Source organism: Conyzicola sp. (assembly GCF_046714715.1).
Classification (GTDB): domain Bacteria; phylum Actinomycetota; class Actinomycetes; order Actinomycetales; family Microbacteriaceae; genus Conyzicola.
Map to the genome: position 1 here is coordinate 1 of NZ_JBKKAD010000066.1, position 17,501 is coordinate 17,501.

At 69.7% G+C, this 17,501-nt stretch carries 12 protein-coding genes; 6 read left to right on the plus strand and 6 right to left on the minus strand.

Annotation, left to right across the window (positions count from 1 at the left end):
• Positions 1-282 precede the first annotated feature (282 nt).
• Positions 283-771 (plus strand): 4'-phosphopantetheinyl transferase family protein, encoded by a 489-nt coding sequence (locus tag ACLQ6X_RS05340; protein WP_411699137.1) that lies wholly within the window; start codon positions 283-285, stop codon positions 769-771.
• Here the strand turns inward: ACLQ6X_RS05340 and ACLQ6X_RS05345 are convergent.
• The 3 genes from ACLQ6X_RS05345 to ACLQ6X_RS05355 form a co-directional block, all read right to left on the minus strand.
• A complete protein-coding gene (locus ACLQ6X_RS05345; RefSeq protein ID WP_411699138.1) occupies positions 761-2,086 on the minus strand; it encodes a M1 family metallopeptidase in 1,326 nt (441 codons plus the stop codon). The two genes, ACLQ6X_RS05340 and ACLQ6X_RS05345, sit on opposite strands and share 11 nt — an antisense overlap.
• A gap of 5 nt (positions 2,087-2,091) precedes the next feature.
• Positions 2,092-5,964 carry a Pls/PosA family non-ribosomal peptide synthetase gene (locus ACLQ6X_RS05350; RefSeq protein ID WP_411699139.1) on the minus strand — a complete coding sequence of 1,291 codons (3,873 nt, stop codon included), beginning with the start codon at positions 5,962-5,964 and terminating at the stop codon, positions 2,092-2,094.
• Between the two features lie 91 nt (positions 5,965-6,055).
• On the minus strand, positions 6,056-7,051 hold the full coding sequence (locus tag ACLQ6X_RS05355; RefSeq protein ID WP_411699140.1) for a YeiH family protein: 996 nt from the start codon (positions 7,049-7,051) through the stop codon (positions 6,056-6,058).
• A 142-nt stretch (positions 7,052-7,193) separates the two neighbouring features.
• Here ACLQ6X_RS05355 and ACLQ6X_RS05360 point away from each other — a divergent pair, with 142 nt between their 5' ends.
• Positions 7,194-9,044: a glycosyl hydrolase family 18 protein gene (locus ACLQ6X_RS05360; RefSeq protein ID WP_411699141.1), complete on the plus strand. Its 1,851-nt coding sequence runs from the start codon at positions 7,194-7,196 to the stop codon at positions 9,042-9,044.
• A 147-nt stretch (positions 9,045-9,191) separates the two neighbouring features.
• Here the strand turns inward: ACLQ6X_RS05360 and ACLQ6X_RS05365 are convergent, their stop codons facing one another.
• Both ACLQ6X_RS05365 and ACLQ6X_RS05370 read right to left on the minus strand, forming a co-directional pair.
• Positions 9,192-12,389: a lamin tail domain-containing protein gene (locus ACLQ6X_RS05365; protein WP_411699142.1), complete on the minus strand. Its 3,198-nt coding sequence runs from the start codon at positions 12,387-12,389 to the stop codon at positions 9,192-9,194.
• 185 nt (positions 12,390-12,574) lie between these two features.
• Positions 12,575-12,799, minus strand: a complete 225-nt coding sequence (locus tag ACLQ6X_RS05370; protein ID WP_411699143.1) for a hypothetical protein — start codon at positions 12,797-12,799, stop codon at positions 12,575-12,577.
• 639 nt (positions 12,800-13,438) lie between these two features.
• Here ACLQ6X_RS05370 and ACLQ6X_RS05375 point away from each other — a divergent pair.
• From ACLQ6X_RS05375 to ACLQ6X_RS05385, 3 genes are all read left to right on the plus strand, one after another.
• Positions 13,439-13,717: a hypothetical protein gene (locus tag ACLQ6X_RS05375; protein WP_411699144.1), complete on the plus strand. Its 279-nt coding sequence runs from the start codon at positions 13,439-13,441 to the stop codon at positions 13,715-13,717.
• Between the two features lie 70 nt (positions 13,718-13,787).
• On the plus strand, positions 13,788-14,552 hold the full coding sequence (locus tag ACLQ6X_RS05380; RefSeq protein WP_411699145.1) for an SGNH/GDSL hydrolase family protein: 765 nt from the start codon (positions 13,788-13,790) through the stop codon (positions 14,550-14,552).
• A 124-nt stretch (positions 14,553-14,676) separates the two neighbouring features.
• Positions 14,677-14,805 (plus strand): hypothetical protein, encoded by a 129-nt coding sequence (locus ACLQ6X_RS05385; protein ID WP_411699146.1) that lies wholly within the window; start codon positions 14,677-14,679, stop codon positions 14,803-14,805.
• Between the two features lie 6 nt (positions 14,806-14,811).
• Here the strand turns inward: ACLQ6X_RS05385 and ACLQ6X_RS05390 are convergent, their stop codons facing one another.
• Positions 14,812-15,933 (minus strand): hypothetical protein, encoded by a 1,122-nt coding sequence (locus tag ACLQ6X_RS05390; RefSeq protein WP_411699147.1) that lies wholly within the window; start codon positions 15,931-15,933, stop codon positions 14,812-14,814.
• 116 nt (positions 15,934-16,049) lie between these two features.
• Here ACLQ6X_RS05390 and ACLQ6X_RS05395 point away from each other — a divergent pair, with 116 nt between their 5' ends.
• Complete coding sequence (locus ACLQ6X_RS05395; RefSeq protein ID WP_411699148.1) at positions 16,050-17,492, plus strand: basic amino acid/polyamine antiporter; 1,443 nt, start codon at positions 16,050-16,052, stop codon at positions 17,490-17,492.
• Positions 17,493-17,501: the final 9 nt, after the last annotated feature.

Sequence of the window (17,501 nt, forward strand, 5' to 3'; positions counted from 1 at the left end):
GCGCCGTCACCCACGCCCGCGACGGCGACGCGCTCGCGCACTACGACGCGATGCAGCGCGGCCGCTGACGCCCGCCGCCGCCCGGCGCGACCCTGCCCCGGCAGCTCCCGCCGTGCTCCTCCCCTCCCGTTGTGCAGGACACCGCCGAGCTGTCACAAACCGGGCTGCGTGCGCCCCGCACGGCCCGCTTTGTGACAACCGGGCGCGTCCTGCACAACGGGAACGCCGCCGAGGGGGGCGCCGATGCGCACTTGCTCGCCCGTCGTGCGGTTAGCTTGGGCCATGGATGACGTGATCGTCGAGGTGCACCCGCGCGGTGACGACGACCGCGCCCTGCTCGCCGCCGTCGCCGCGCGCCTCGTCGACGGCCCGGTGCGGTATCACTGCCCGCACTGCGGCGGCACCGACCACGGGCAGCCGCGGGTGGTGGGCGCGTTCGTGAGCCTCGCCCGCGCGGGCGAACTGGTGGCGGTCGCCGCGACCGTGAGGGGCGCCATCGGCATCGACATCGAGACCGTCGAGAGGGTGGCCGCATCCGGATTCGACGACGTCGCGTTCACCGACACCGAGCGCGACCGCATCGCGCGCGCCGACGACGCCGACCTGCTGCGCGCCACGCTGTGGACCGCCAAGGAGGCGCTGCTCAAAGCCACCGGCACCGGGCTGCGCACCGACCCGCGGCAGGTCGAGGTCGCCGACGCGAACGCCGACATCGAGACGTTCTCGCCGCGGGCGGGCTACGTCGTGACCGTGGCCGTGCTCAGCGAGTGACCTCGGGCAGCGAGACCGAGTAGATCCAGCGCTCGACGAGCATGCCGATCTCGTCGCTTCCGGTGTGGTCTTCGAAGAAGGTCACGAAGCGTTCGCTCGTTATCGACCCGTGCCTGAACTCCGCGACCCAGGCGCGCAGCGCGTCGAAGAACGCCTCGTCGCCCACGAGGGTGCGGATCTCGTGCAGCGCGAGCGCGCCCCGCTTGTAGACGCGGTCGTCGAACAGCGAGTGCGCGCCGGGCTCGCCGACGACGAGGGAGTCTTTCGACACCGCCTTCACGCGACCGCGGTGGATGATCGCGCTCTGCTGCGCGGTGCGCGCCCCGATGAACTCGGCCCACAGCCACTCGGCGTAGCAGGCAAATCCCTCGTGCAGCCAGATGTCGCGCCAGCGCGCGAGGGTGAGGCTGTTGCCGAACCACTGGTGGGCGAGTTCGTGGGCGATCAGCCGGTCGCTGCCGTGCGCGCCGTCGACGTGGTTGCGGCCGAAGATGCCGAGGCCCTGCGCCTCGAGCGGGATCTCGAGCACGTCGGGGGTGACCACGACGCTGTAGTTGTCGAACGGGTACGGCCCGAACCTGTCGACGAACAGGGCGATCATGTCGTCGATGCGAGCGAAGTCGACCGCCACCTCGGGCGCGAGGGCGCTCGGGTAGTAGAGGCTCGCCGAGGTCGTCGGCCGGCGCGTGTAGCGGCCGATCTGCAGAGTGGCGAGGTAGGTGGCCATCGGCTGCTGCATGTCGTAGACCCAGGTGGTGCGCCCCGACCGCGTGCTCTTCTCCAGCAGTCGCCCGTTGGCAACGACCGTGTACGGGGCCTCGCACGCGACGGAGATGCGGAAGGTCGCCTTGTTGCTGGGGTGGTCGTTGCAGGGGAACCAGGATGCGGCACCCGACGGCTGGCTCGCCACGATGACGCCGTCGGCGAGTTCTTCCCAGCCGAGTTCGCCCCACGGGCTCTTCACCGGGTGCGGGGATCCGGCGTAGCGCACGATGATCTCGAACTCCTCGCCCGCCACGAGGGTGGTCGCCGGGGCGACGATGAGTTTGCGCGCCGCCTGGCTCACCTTGCGTGGGCGCTCCCCGTCGACGAGCACCCTCTCGACGCTCAGGCCGGCGAAGTCGAGGCTGAACCGGTCGAGCGGGGCCGTGGCTACGGCGCTGATGGTCGCCGTTCCGCGCAGGTGGTTGGTCTCGACCCGGTAGTTCAGCTCGAGGGCGTAGTGAGTGACGATGTAGCCGCCGTTGCCGCTCGTGGGAAGGTACGGATCGCCAGCCGTAGCGGCGCCGTAGTTCGACTGCGCGGCGGGAGACATGGGTGTCAAGTATTCCACGGGGTTTCCCGCCAGGGCGCGATCGGGTTACCCGCCCAGATCGTGCTAGAGGGCACGCGTTCGCCCCGCATCACGAGCGAGCCGGGACCGACGGTCGCCGACGAGTCGATGGCGGCGGCGGGCAGGATCACGCTGTTCGGCCCGAGGGTCGCGCCGGCGGCCAGGTGCACGGTGTCGAGCTGCATCACCCGGTCGTGGAACAGGTGCGTCTGCACGACGCAGCCGCGGTTGATCGTGGCCCCGTCGCCGAGGGTCACGAGGTCGGCCTCGGGAAGCCAGTAGCTTTCGCACCAGACGCCGCGACCGACGGATGCGCCCAACGTGCGCAACCAGACCGCGAGCGCGGGAGTGCCCCCGGCGTTCGCCGCGAACCAGGGACGGGCGACCATCTCGACGAACGTGTCGGCGACCTCGTTGCGCCAGATGAACGACGACCAGAGCGGGTGCTCGGAGGCGTCGATGCGCCCCACCAGCAGCCACTTCGCGACGGTGGTGACCCCGGCGGCGACGGCACCCGCCGCGAGCAGCACGACGCCGGAGAGCACGATCGCCCAGCCCAGGCCGAGCGCGAGCCACAGGCCGGCGAGGGCCGCGAGCACGCCGAGCGCGATCCACGCCGCGACGATCACGGGAACGATGCGCAGCACTTCCCAGCCGGCCCGCGCGAACCGCAGGCGGGTGGCGGGGCGGAACGTGCGGCCCTCTTCGAAGTCGGTGACGGTGCGGCGCAGGCGCACCGGCGGGTTGCCCAGCCACGACGATCCACGCTTGGCCTTGTTCGGCGTGGCCGACAGCACGGCGACGAGCCCGTTGCGGGGCACCGTGCGACCGGGGCCGGTGATGCCGCTGTTGCCGAGGAAGGCGCGGCGGCCCACCTTGGCCCGTCCGATGCGCACCCACCCGCCGCCGAGCTCGTAGGTGGCGACCATGGTGTCGTCGGCGAGGAACGCGCCCTGGGCGATCGTCGTCAACGCCGGAACCAGCAGCACCGTCGAGATCTCGACGTTCTTGCCCACCCGGGCCCCGAGCATCCGCAACCAGGTCGGCGTGATGAGGCTGGCATAGAGGGGGAACAGCAGGGTGCGGGCGCTGTCGAGGATGCGCTCGGTGGCCCACACCTGCCAGCCGATGCGGCTGCGCACCGGGAAGTGGCCCTCGCGCAGGCCGACACCGAGCAGCCGCACGGCCGCGACCACGAGCAGCGCGTATGAGAGACCGGCGACCACGACGGCGAGCGGCACCGCGGGAATGGCGGTGAGGAAGGCGGTGCCCAGGTCGCGGGGATCGAGCAGGGCGCCCACCACGAACGCGCCGAGGATCACCGAGAGGGCGGGCATAGCCGCCATGGCGACCGAGCCGAGCGCGAACCAGACCAGCCACTGCCGGTTGCGCGGCGGGCGCGTGATCGGCCAGGTCGGCCGGGCGGCGCCGACGCGGGCGGCGGGCGATCCGGCCCAGCGTTCGCCGGCGGGCACCCGCCCGGAGACGGCGGAACCCGGCTCGACGAGCGCGCCGCGGCCGATGCTCGCGCCGCCGAGCAGCGTGCTGCGCGACCCGACGCGCGCGTCGGCGCCCACGTGCACGGCGCCGAGCCGCAAAACGTCGCCGTCGATCCAGTAGCCGGCCAGGTCGACCTCGGGCTCGATGGCCGCGCGTTCGCTGATCGTGAGCATTCCGGTCACCGGCGGCAGCGCGTGCAGGTCGACACCGGAGCCGATCTTCGCGCCCAGGGCGCGGGCGTAGTAGCTGATCCAGGGCGCACCGGCGAGCGACGCGGCTCCGACCATCGACGCCACCTGCTCGGCGAGCCACAGCCGGATGTGCACCGAACCGCCGCGCGGGTAGTCGCCCGCCTTCACACCGGCGAGCAGCAGGCGGGCGGCGATCACCGAAATCAGCATCTTGCCTGGCGGGGTGATGAACAGCACGAACCCGGCGGCGACCCACCACCACGACACGCTCGGCAGGAAGGGCAGCAGGTTGCTCGCCGCCCCCAGGTAGACGAGCCACTTCGCCGCGGAGAGCACGTGCAGCGGGATGCCGAGCAGCGTGAGCGCCAGCTGGCTGCTCACCGGAGTGGGAAGCACCTCGCGCTCGACGGTCTCCTCGGCCGGGGTGCGGCCGTCGAGCTCGTCGGCGAGCGACCCGATGCGCGGGTAGTCGTAGATGTCGGCGACGAGGGTGCGCGGGTAGCGCACGCGGATCGCGGAGACGAGCTGTGCGGCCGAGAGCGACCCGCCACCGAGCGCGAAGAAGTCGTCGTCGGCGCTCGTGACGGCGACGCCGAGGATGCCCGACCAGATGTCGGCGAGCCACTGTGTCGTGGGGCCGAGGTCGGCCGTGGCATCCGTCGCCTGGTCCGAATCCGAGCGGGGCAGCGGCCACGGCAGCGCGGCGCGGTCCACCTTGCCCGAGATGCGCGTCGGCATCGAGTCGACGACGGCGAGCAGTGGCACGAGCGCGGCGGGCAGCTCGACGCGCAGGCGTTCGTTCGCGGCACCGCGGTCGAACTCGAAGCCGTCGACGAGCGCCAGGTAGCCGACGAGAACGTGGTTGCCGGTCGGGGTGGTCTGAACGACCGCGGCCGCCCCGGCGACGCCGTCGAGCGCCTGAAGCGCGGCGTCGATCTCGCCGAGCTCGATGCGGCGGCCGTTGACCTTGACCTGGTCGTCGGCGCGTCCGACGAACACCAGCCCCTCGTTCTCGAAGCGCACGAGGTCGCCGCTGCGGTAGGCGCGCTGCCAGCCGAGCGACGGGAACGGCGCGTACTTCTCAGCGTCTTTCGCCGGGTCGAGGTAGCGGGCGAGGCCGACTCCGCCGATGATGAGCTCGCCGGTCTCGCCCTCGGCGACGCGCTGGCCGGCCGCGTCGACGACGGCGAGGTCCCAGCCGTCGAGCGGCAGGCCGATGCGCACCGGGCCGGGACCGCCGAGCAGGGCGCCGCACGCGACGACGGTGGCCTCGGTCGGGCCGTAGGTGTTCCAGACTTCGCGGCCGGCAGCGGCGAGCCGCGCGACGAGTTCGGGCGGGCAGGCTTCGCCGCCGAAGATGAGCAGCCGAACCTGCTCGAGCGACTCCTCGGGCCAGAGGGCGGCGAGGGTCGGAACGGTCGACACGACGGTCACGCCGTGCTTGATGAGCCAGGGACCGAGGTCGACGCCCGAGCGCACCAGCGAGCGCGGCGCGGGAACGAGGCATCCGCCGTGCCGCCAGGCCAGCCACATTTCTTCGCACGACGCGTCGAAGGCCACGGAGAGCCCGGCCAGCACGCGGTCACCGGGCGCGATCGGGGCCTGCTGCAGGAACAGCCGCGCCTCGGCATCGACGAACGCGGCAGCCGACCGGTGCGTCACGGCGACGCCCTTGGGCACGCCGGTCGAGCCCGACGTGAAGATCACCCAGGCGTCGTCGTCGGGGGTGGGGGTGGCGATGGGCGCTTCGACCTCGTCGACCGGCTCGGGGAACGAGGGGGCGAACACTCCCCCGGCTCCGATGATGCCGACGACCTTCGCCTCGCCGAACACGAGTCGCGCGCGCTCCTCGGGATCGTCCGCGTCGACCGGCACGTAGGCGGCCCCCGCCGCGAGCACCGCGAGAATCGAGACGTACAGTTCGCGGGTGCCCGAAGCGATGCGGATGCCCACCTTGTCACCCCGGCGAACGCCGTCACGGGTCAGCGCGAGGGCCTGCGCGTAGACCAGCCGCTCGAGCCGGCGGTAGCTGATGCCGCCCTGCGCGTCTTCGAGCGCCACCGCGTCGGGATACTGCGCGACGCTCGCCCTGAACACGTCGACCAGGGTGCGCTCCCCGGGAATGCGCGACGCCCCTTCGAGAATGCCCTGGGTGTCGGCGATCGTCACAGGACTCCTCGGGCGGTGCTGGGAAAGATTCACGTAGCTTACCGGCGAGAGGTGAACGGCAGGCAAACGCGGGTCGGGCCGCACACCTCGGTCAGCCCGTGGTCAGCGTCACGGCCCCCAACGCGAGCACCGCCACGAGCACCCACGACGCAAGGCCGACGAGCAGCGCGCGTCCGCTCGTGCGCACGAGCGACACGACCCGTATCGCCGAGCCCAGCGCCACGAGCGCGAGCCCGAACAGCACGGTCTGCACGACATCGGCGGCGAGCAGCACCGACTCGGGCACCGGCACGAACGTGCGCACGAGCATCGCGGCCAGGAACCCCAGAACGAACAGCGGCACGATCGGTGGTCGTGGTGCGGATGCCGCATCCGCATCTTCGACCGCCCGCAACCTGCGGTACACGCCGACTCCGGCGACCAGCGGCGCGAGCAGCAGCACGCGGGTGAGTTTCACCGCGATCGCGAGCGCGAGGGCGGACGCTCCGGCGGTCTGCGCGACGGCGACCACCTGACCGACGTCGTGCACGCTGGCGCCCGCCCAGGCGCCGAACTGCAGGTCGCTCAGGCCGAGCGGGCCGTGCAGCAACGGCAGCACGGCGATCGCGAGGCTGCCGCACAGGGTCACCAGCGCGGCGGGCACGGCGATCTCGCTCTGCCTGCTGCGGGTGACCGCCGCCATGGCGCCGATCGCCGAGACGCCGCAGATGGCGAAGCCCGCCGCGAGCAGCAGCGGCTGGTCGCCCGGCAGCTTGGCCAGGCGCCCCATCAGCAGCGTGCCGAAGAAGGTGAGCACGACCACGGCGAGCACCGCGACGAGCATCGGAACGCCGAGATCCACGATGTCGACGAGGCTGAGCTTGAGGCCGAGCAGCACGATCCCGATACGCAGCAGGCGACGCGACGAGAGCGCGAGCCCGGGTTTCAGCGGGCCGTCGAGCGGCGCCTGCAGGGCGGGGAGCTGCCCGATCACGAGGCCGACCACCACGCACACGGTCAGCACCGGCAGCGCCGGAACCAGCAGGTGCACGAGGAAGGCGACGCCCAGCCCGGCGGCCGCGACGGCGAGCCCGGGAAGAAGTCGCATGCCTCGACCGTAGCGTGCCCCCAAACCGGGGGAGCAATTGGCGGATGTGAAAATCTACGTCGCTACGTGTCGTAGCCTGACCCTAGGCAGTGGCGTCCGCCCACCCGATGCCTGTGGAATCCATGGATGGAGAAACACTCAGATGGCACCTAGAACCAGGGCATCGTGGCGCGCATTCGGCGCCGCGGCACTCACCTGCGGAGCACTCATCGCCTCGACCCTCACCGGCACCGCCGCTGTCGCGGCACCGGAGACGGCGAGCGCGACGAGCGACACGAACGGCTACCGCAACGTGGGCTACTTCGCCCAGTGGGGTGTCTACGGCCTCAACTACAAGGTCAAGGATCTGCAGACCTCGGGAGCGGCCGCGAAACTCACGGCGCTCAACTACGCCTTCGGCAACATCCACAATCAGACGCTCACCTGCTTCGAGGCCAACAAGGCGCAGGGCAGCGGCGTCACCGGTTCCGACGGCGCCGGCGACGCGTTCGCCGACTACGGCCAGAGCTACACCGCCGCGACCTCGGTCGACGGCATTGCGGATGTCTGGAACGCACCGCTCGCCGGCTCGTTCAACCAGCTGAAGAAACTGAAGACGCTCAACCCGAACCTCAAGCCGCTCATCTCGCTCGGCGGCTGGACCTGGTCGAAGAACTTCTCCGCCGCGGCCAAGACCGACGCCTCGCGCAAGAAGCTCGTCTCCTCGTGCATCGACCTGTACATCAAGGGCAACCTGCCGGTCATCGACGGCCGCGGAGGCCCGGGCGCTGCCGCGGGCATCTTCGAGGGCATCGACCTCGACTGGGAGTGGCCGGGGCGCAACAGCGGTCTCGCCGGCAACGGCGTCGACACGGTCAACGACGCGAACAACTTCCGTCTGCTGCTCAAGGAGTTCCGCGAGCAGCTCGACGCCTACGGCGCGACGACCGGCAAGAACTACACGCTGAGTGCGTTCCTGCCCGCGAACCCGCTCGACGTCAAGGCCGGCGGGTGGAACAACCCCGAGATTTTCGACTACCTCGACTACGGCAACATCCAGGGCTACGACCTCTACGGCGCCTGGGACGGCACGAAGGTCGGCCACCAGGGCAACCTGTACGCCGACCCGACCGACACCCGCAATCCCGCGGACCGCTTCAGTGTGGATGCCTCGGTGAAGGAGTACACGAACGCGGGCATCGATCCGGCCCAGTTGGGCATGGGCCTCGCGATGTACGGCCGCGGCTGGCAGGGTGTCGCTTCGAGCGCACCGTGGAGCGCGGCGAACGGCGCAGCACCCGGCACCAACGGCTGGGGCATGTCGAACTACGACGACATCAAGGATCTGGGCACGGGCTACTTCGACGCCGTCTCCGGTTCGGCCTACCGTCACGACGGTAACCAGTGGTGGAGCTACGACAACGCCCAGTCGATCGCGGCGAAGGCGCAGTACATCGTGTCGAGCGGCCTTGGCGGCGCGATGTGGTGGGACCTCTCGGGCAACCGCGACGGCAGCCTGCTCACCGCGCTCGCGACCGGGCTGAAGGGCGCTACTCCGGGCCCGGTGGTTACGCCCACACCCACGCCGACGCCGACCGCCACTCCGACGCCGACACCGACCGCCACTCCCGCGCCGACGGCGACGCCGACGCCCACCCCGACCGCGACTCCGACGCCCACCCCGGCGCCGACGACCCCGCCGGTCGCAACGCCGGGCGAGTGCGTGCCCGCGGCCTGGTCGGCGACGACGGTCTACACGACCGGACTCACGGCGTCGTACAACGGCAACATCTACAAGGCCAAGTGGTACACGAAGGGTGACAAGCCCGGAGCGAGCGACCCGTGGCAGTTCGTCAGCACCTGCGCGGGCGGCCCTGCGCCGATCGCGGCCTGGTCGGCGACGACGATCTACCTCGTCGGCGACAAGGCGATCTACAACGGCAAGACCTACACCGCCAAGTGGTGGGTGAAGGGCGACGTGCCCGGCATCAAGTACGGCGCCTGGGCCGAATAACCCCCAGCCACACAGAGACCGGCCCCGGTTCACCCGAACCGGGGCCGTTCTTCGTATACCCGCCCCCAAATGAGGCGATTCCGGCCCTATGACCCGGCCGCGGCGGGGTCTTAGGGCCGGAAACGGCTCATCTGCGAACGGGCCGGTCTAGCGGATGCCGCGCTTCTTCCGTCGCAGCATCATCAGCGTGCTGCCGATGAGCAGCAGCACGAGAGCGGCCGAGATGGACACCTCCGTGTTGGCGCCGGTCGAGGCGAGGACGGCCGGGCTCAGCGCCGCCACCCTCACGTTGTCCCAGCCGATGAGCGTACCGTCGACGGCGAGCACCGCGATGCGGTGCGCGCCCGCGGGGGCGTTCGCCGGGATCACGACACGCACGGTACCGTCGGCCGCGACGGCCGAGGTGGCCAGCAGCACGGGCGTGGAGTGCAGCCAGATGTTCACCGTCTCGCCGGCGTGCGAGACGCCGACCACGATGGTGATGGATTCGCCGGGGCGGGCGTCGCTCGGCGTGTTGACCGTTCCGCGGGCGGCGTCGGTGAACGCGGCGTCGGCGACCGGGGTGCTGGCGCCCGGGTTCGCGGTTACAGGCTGCCCGGGCGTGGGCAGTGGCGTGATCGGTGTCGGCACGGGTGCCGGTGCCGGTGCGGGAGCCGGGGTCGGTGCCGGGGTCGGTGCCGGGGTCGGGTCGGGCGTGGGGGTGGGCGTCGGCTCGGGCACGACCACCGCGGCACACGCTAGCGCGCCCTGCCGCAGCGCGTAGCCACCGGTGCTCGCGTCATCCGACCAGAACACGCTCTTCGCGCCGTTCACGCACTGCGACTGCGGAACGATCGTGAAGCCCTCGTTGTTGAGGTTCGGCATTCCGGCCGGGCGCTCGACCACGGCGGCGGAGGCGAAGAGCCCGTTGCTGCCGATCTCGAGCAGCGACGACCGGCCGTTGCAGGTGTCGTCGCAGACTGCCCAGAGCGAACCGGTCTCGGCGTCGAACGCGAGTTCCATCACGCCGCCGAGGCCGGTGCTGATGGTGGCGATGCGGCTGTAGCCGCCGGTCACCTGGTCGAGTGCGTAAGCGTAGACGCCGCCGCCCTCGAGGCCCACGAAGAACAGGCCGGTTCCGTGATTCGGGTAGGCCGCCGGGTCGTACGCTGCGCTGGTGAGCTCGTCGCGCATGCCCTCGGCGACCAGGAACGAGTCGGGCACCCACGCGATCGCCTCGAGTCCGAGGTTGGCGCCGACGTCGGGCAGGTCGGGGTTGAGGTCCCACTCCATGGTCGCGTTCACGCTCGTAGCCGCGGATGACACGTCGTACCGCAGCACGGACGGCCGGCTCACACCCACCGAGTTGTCGCGCTCGGTGGACACGAACACGCCGCCGGCCGACCCGGCCGCGGTCAGGGTGACGCCCTCGGCGTCCACGTTGCCGCTGCCGTCGGTGTAGTGCAGAACCTTGCCGGCACCCCAGCCGTTCGCCGCGCCCGACACCCAGTTGGTGCCGTTGTCGGTGAGGCGGTAGAGCTTGCCCGGGTTGTTCTGCACGGCCCAGAGCACGTTCTCGGTCGGCTGCGCCTCGTAGGCGAGCCCGCTCATGTTCTCGACGTAGGTGCGCTGCGGGTCGACGGTGGTTACTGTCGACGCGCCCGGCCACGGGGTGGTGACGATGTCGCCGGCGCACGAGTTCACGACGCCCTTGGTGGGGGCCTTCGAGACGGCGAATTCGCCTGTTCCGTCAGGGCAGCGCGCGTAGGTGGTCGACGCGTGCGCCGTCCAGGTGTGGCTGTCGACGAGTGTGGTGCCCCCGGGTGCGAATAGGCGGGCGGAGTCGCCGCCGCCCAAGCCGAAGGCGGGCTCGACGACGACGTAGCCGCCGGCCGCGAGCGCGGTGGGCGATGCGAACGTGTACGGCTTGTCTTCGCCGTTGTCCTTGACGACGTAGCCGCCGAGGTCGATCGACGTCGTGCCGACGTTCTTGATCTCCACCCAGTCGGTGGTGTCGCCGTTCGACTCGACCTCGTTGATGCGCACGGTGGGCTTCGCCGCGACGGCGACGGGGTTGGCCGCGCCCTTGGTTGCAGCCGACGTTGCCGAGTACGGGCCGGTTCCGTTGGGGTACCGGCCGAGAGTGGTGGCGGAGTGCGCGGTCCAGACGAAGCTGTCGACGAGCGTCGTGCCGTCGGCGAGGAACACCCGCGCGGTGTCGGCGGCACCGAGACCGAAGTTGGCCGGGTTGGTTTCGACGTTCACGTCTACCGCTAGGTAAGCGCCGGGCGCGATGACCGATCCGGCCGGCACGGCGAGCGTGCGAGCGTCGCTGTCGTCCTTGATGATCCACCCGGAGACGTCAGCTGCCACGGTGCCCGTGTTCATGAGTTCGACCCAGTCGGTGAGGTCGCCGTTCGACTCGACCTCGTTGAGGCGAACGGATGTCGCGGCCGGCACTGTGGGCTCGGTAGGCGGCGTCACGACCACCGGCGCGGTGTTCGCCGCTCCCTTGCTCGAGGCGGTCGTCTGCGCCATAGCGCCTGTGCCGTTCGGGAAGCGGCCGTACGTCACGGTCGCGTGCGCCGTCCAGCTGTAGGAGTCGACGAGCGTAGTGCCGTCGGCCAGGAAGACGCGCGCCGTGTCGGCCTTGCCGAGACCGAAGTTCAGCGGGTTCGACACGGCGTTGACGTCGATCGCCAGATAGGCGCCGGGAGCGAGTGAGGTGCCGGCCGCGATGGCCAGGGTGCGCGTGTCGGTGTCGTCCTTCAGCACCCAGCCCGAAACATCCACGGCGGTGCTGCCCGTGTTCGTCAACTCGATCCAGTCGGTCGCGTCACCATCGGACTCGACCTCATTGATCCTGACCTTCGGCACGACGGGCGTGTTGGCCGCGCCCTTGGTCGACGAGCTCAGCGCCACGAAGTCGCCGGTGCCGTTGGGGAAGCGACCGTACGTGACCTCGGCGTGCGCAGTCCAGCTGTGGGAGTCGACGAGCGTCGTGTTGTCGGGCAGATACAGCATCGCCGAATCCGTGCCGGCGAGGCCGAAGTTTCCCGTGACCGTTTTGTCGTCAACGTCGACGGCCAAGTAGGCGCCCGCGGCGAGGATCGTGCCGGGAGCAATCGGGAGCGCGTGTGTGGCGTCGCTGTCCTTAAGGATCCAGCCCGAGACATCCACATCGGTCGTTCCGGTGTTGACGATCTCGATCCAGTCGACGGGCGTGCCGCCATTCGACTCGATCTCGTTGATCTTCACCGACGGCAGCTCTGCGGCCGACGCCGGGACCGCGGTCGCGACTATCGGAATGGCCAGGGAAAGACAGGAAACAACGGCCAGTAACGGCCGACGCCAGGTGGTGCGCATGCGGGTGTCCTCTTTGATACTCGGGTGTGGCTGGCCAGAACGGCCCGCAGTACACCTTCGGGCAGAGGGGAAAACGCCCGGTAAACACGAGGAGAACGGAGAGCGCCCCCGAACGGGGGAGCTTCCGTCGCCGCGTTAACGACGGATGGCCCGCCGAAGCGGGCCATCCGGGTGGTTCCTGCCGCTTACGCGGTCGGGAATTCGTAGCTGGCGCCGTTGCCGAAGCGCTTCGAGATCGCGAAGTCGAAATCGGCCTCGCTGATGTCGTAAATGCCATGGATGGCGGCGTTGTCGCGCACGGCCGAGAGCTCGCGCGAACGCGAGTAGAACATCGGGTCGGTGGCGAGAATCGAGTAACCGCCGGCGATGAAGTCGACGTTCTTGCGGGTGAGTGTGGTGGTGGTAGTCATGCTGTGTTGCTTTCGTTTGGTGCGCTGATTCGCAGCGTCAAGGTGTTCGCGGATGATCCGCTCACGCGGTAACTCGAACGCTGAGGAGCGCCCGCTAACCGCGAGGATTAAGCCGACGTATCGGCGAGGGTGTCACGCAGTCCGGCGAAAGCCAGTACAGCGGTTCTGATTGAAATCTGAGGTGCGGCCGTGGTGTCAGATCGGCGGCGGGGGCAGATTTCTCGATGCCCAATAGGGACACCATACACGTACCCCGGTGAAAACTCAGGGTTGCGCAGCAAATGCACAGGCCGCTACGGTGATGCCTACGCCAACACGACGAAAGGAGCCCAGCGTGATTACTGCAACGAACGATGCAAACGCATTCCGCAAGACCGCCGGCTTCGTCGGCGTCTTCACCGCCTAACCGGCCCGCTTCTCGACAGAGGCACTCCACCGGTCCAGTCGGTGGTGACGCTCTCGAAGCTCGACCAGGCAGCATCCGCGATTCCCCGCACCCGCTGCCCATCGGTCCGACCACCCCGCACGAGACGCGCACTGCGCGCGTCCCGTTTCCGCCGCGCCACCGCGGCCACTCACATCGCTATTCGGCGACCCCGAACGCTCTTCGGCGCGCCCGTATATATAAGGAATCACACCGTGAAAATCGAATCGACGACCCTGCCGGGTCGCCACGATCATCCGCCCCAACCTGTTTCATCCGCCCGTCCCGCCGTCGCACGCCCCGCGCGTCGCGTCGGACTTCTCGACCGTGCCGCGCTGCACCTCGGTCTCGCGCTCATCACGTGGGGTCGCCGGCCCGTCAGAGTGGGCGACCGGGAACACGCCGCGCTCGCCCACGAGACACACCAAGCCCGGCTCGAAGCCGAGCGGGTGCGCACTCAGAACGAGGCGTTCTACCTGACGCGCATCCTGTGACACGGCGCCCGCACAACGGGGCCGCCTTCGTGGCGGCCTCGTTGTTGCGGGGATGTGGTCAACTCGAGGCATGGAATATCGCAGCTATGTAGCAGTGGGCGACAGCTTCACCGAGGGTGTGGGCGACGAGACGCCTTCCGGCGGCGTTCGCGGCTGGGCCGACCTGGTCGCGCTCGGTCTGGCGTTGGCCGGCCCCGAACCGGTGACTTACGCGAACCTCGCTATCCGGGGCCGACTGCTCGCGCCGATCGCCGGCCCACAGCTCGATGCCGGCATCGCGCTGCAGCCCGAGCTGCTCAGTCTCAACGGCGGAGGCAACGACATCATGCGCCCGCGCGTCTCGATCTCCGCGATCACCGACCAGCTCGTGGCCGCCGTCGAAAGGGCGACGGGCTCCGGATGCCACGTGCTCCTCGTCAGCGGAGCGAACCCCACCCGTCACATCCCGCTCGGTGGCTTCATCAAGACCCGTGGTGACGAATTCGCCCGCGGCATCCGTTCTCGCCTGCCGCTCGACAACGTGACCTTCGTCGACAACTGGGCCGACGACGAGCTGGCAGAGCTGCGCTACTGGTCGCGCGACAAGCTGCACCTCGGCCCGCTCGGGCACGAACGTGTCGCCGGCAACGTGCTCGCCACCCTGGGTGTCGAGCTGCCCGACGGTTGGAGCGGCGGCGCCACCGCCCTGCACCACGAACAGCGAACGAGCGAGTACTGGCGCGAATACGTTCTGCCGTGGATCGGCCGGCGGCTCACTGGCCGCTCGTCAGGCGACAACCGCGCGCCGAAGATCGCGACGCTGCAGCCGGTCGAGTTGCCGCCCGCCGGCCGATAGTCCCTGGGCAGTACGCCGAACGGTGGAGGCACACTTCATCCGGTTGAACGACGCGTAGGCGACCGCGCTCGGCGAGAGTGGTTAGGGGCGCAGCCGGCGCTCACACCACGGAGAGAAGGATCCCATGTACTCCACCGTCAGCATCGTGCCCGATCTCGAACCGCCCCTCACCGACCCCGCTTTCACGAGCTTCTGGGGCGACCGCGCCGACTTCCGACTCGCGGGCACGGTCTCTGTACCGATATCCGGCTAGAACCACTCAGACGGGAAACCGCACCGAGGCGAGCGTCGAGACACCCTCGGGCAGGTCGTCGGCGCGCACCGCATAGATCGTGGCCCCGGTGAGCAATGCCCGCCGTGCGATCTCGTCGACGACGCCGTAGTTCGTCGCCGTCTGGCCATCGTCGAACTGCACCGCGCCGGACTGCTCGTCGATGGTGCCGGGCACGACCAGTTCGAAGTCGAACAGCAGCGTATCGATCGCGCCGAACGTCGCCGCGCGCGCGATGTCGCTCAGGTCGGTCACCGCGCGTCCCTGTGCTCGTCGGGCCTGCAGTTCGTCGCGTACCTCCCCGAGCTGCTGGGCGTACAGCGCATCCAGAATCGGGCGTGCCGCGGCCGACAGCTCGTTGTCGGAGATCTCGTCTGCGTTTCCCCGGATCGACTCGTCGAGCAGGTGGGGGTAGGTGTTCACGGCCCGGTAGATGCCGTCGATCGGCTGGGTCGCTGCCAGGATGAGCGGGATGCCGCTGCGGTTCACCACCGCCCGCAGCTCCACCTCGACCGCCCGGCAGTATTCGCCCAGCCGCACCTTGCGCCCCTCGGATCCCTGCACCCGCCCGTCGGGCGCGCGCCCGCTGATCGACGGCAGCCCGACCGCGCTCGCGGCGTCCGACGGCAGCCCCGGAACGTCGACCGCGAAGGCCGTGCCGTCGGCGGTCGCCTCGATGAGCCGCACGTAGTTCTGCGACAGCGCGAGCACGAACGCCGTCTGCGGGAACGTGACCGTTCGCAGCAGGGGTTTCACCAGATAGCGGTCGGCGACTTCCAGCAGTTCCGGCAGCCGGTTGGCTATGCGGTAGGTCGTCAGCCGTCCCGACGATCCGAAGAGCACGAGCGTCTCCGACTGGTACGACCAGAAGGCACGGTCGTCGATCAGTTCGGCCACCGCCTCGGCGAGCGCCTCGACCTCGCCGGCGCCCGCGCCCGCTTCTGCGAGCTGCTCGGTGGCGGCGTCGACGAAGTTGCGTAGCCGGGCGCGTGCCTGCTCGGCCTGGTCGGGCATGCGTCCCGTTTTCAGATAGATCGAGACGCTCCCGGCGGAACGTTCACTGGCCAGCGCGGCGATCTCGGCGAGTGCGGGCGTATCGGTGTGCAGCATGGCTGGCACGTTACGCAGCACCGGTGGCGTTTCGGATGACACGGAATAGGTGAGGCGCCGCGGGGCCATCTCGGCCACGGTGAATCCATCCACTCGAGTGACGGGGAGGGATCACCGTGAGCGCGAACACCTTGGAAGACGCGCACAAGCTCAGCGTGCCGGCGCTCACCGCGATGGTCGTCGGCTCGATGGTGGGCGCCGGCGTCTTCACCCTGCCGCAGCGCTTCGCCAGCCAGACGGGTGTGCTCGGTGCGGTCATCGCCTGGGCGATCGCGGGGGCGGGCATGCTCATGCTGGCGTTCGTTTTCCAGTCGCTGGCCGTGCGCAAACCGACCCTCGACAACGGGGTGTACGTATACGCCAAGACCGGATTCGGGCTCTACCCGGGGTTCCTGAGCGCGTTCGGCTTCTGGGCGAGCGCGTGCGCGGGCAACACGTTCTACTGGGTGCTGATCACCTCCACCCTGGCGCCGCTCGTTCCGGCGTTCGGCGAGGGCGACACGATCTGGGCGGTGCTCGTGTCATCCGTCTTCGTCTGGGGCTTCTACTTCCTCATCATGCGCGGCGTGCGCGAGGCGGCCGCTATCAACACCATCGTCACGTTCGCGAAGCTCATCCCCCTGCTGTTGTTCGTGATCGTCGCCGTCGTCGCGTTCGATCCCGACGTGTTCCTCGGCAACCTGACCGGCGGGTACGACGCGGGCGGCGACAGCCTCTTCGAGCAGGTGCGCGGCACGATGCTCGTGACGGTGTTCGTGTTCCTCGGCATCGAGGGCGCGAGCGTCTATTCGCGGTTCGCGAAGAAGCGGGAGGACGTGGGGCGGGCGACCGTGCTCGGGTTCCTCTCGGTGCTCGCCCTGTTCGCGACCGTCTCGATCATCTCCTACGGCGTGCTGCCCATGGAGGAAATCGCGAACCTCAGGCAGCCGTCGGTCGGCAGCATCCTCGAGGCGGCCGTCGGTTCGTGGGGCGCCTGGTTCATCAGCGCCGGCCTCATCGTGTCGGTGCTCGGCGCCTTCCTCGCGTGGAGCCTCATGTCGGCCGAGGTGCTGTTCGCGGCGGCGAAAGACGGCGATATGCCCCGGTTCCTGGCGAAGAGCACGCCGAAGGATGTACCGGGCAACGCCCTTCTCTTGTCGACGCTCGGCATCCAGGTGCTGCTGATCGTGGTGCTGTTCGCCAGCGGGGCCCTCGACTTCATGCTCGACCTCACCGCGTCGCTCTCGCTCATCCCGTTTCTGCTCGCCGCCGGCTACGCCCTCAAGATCGCGGTCACGAGCGACGGGTACGCGTCGGTTCCCGCGGGCGTGCGCACCCGCGAGCTCGTGATCGGGGCGATCGCGGTGGCCTACACGCTCTTCCTCATCTTCGCCGCGGGCACTGACCTGCTGCTGCTGTCGTGCGTGCTGCTCGCGCCGGCGACGCTGCTCTACGTGGTCGCCCGCCGCGAGCAGGGCTCGCTGCTCTTCACCAAGCCCGGCGCCGTGACGTTCGCGGTGGTGATCGTCGGCGCTATCGCCGGCGTGATCGGCCTCGTCACCGGCTTCGTATCCATCTAGAAGGAGAAC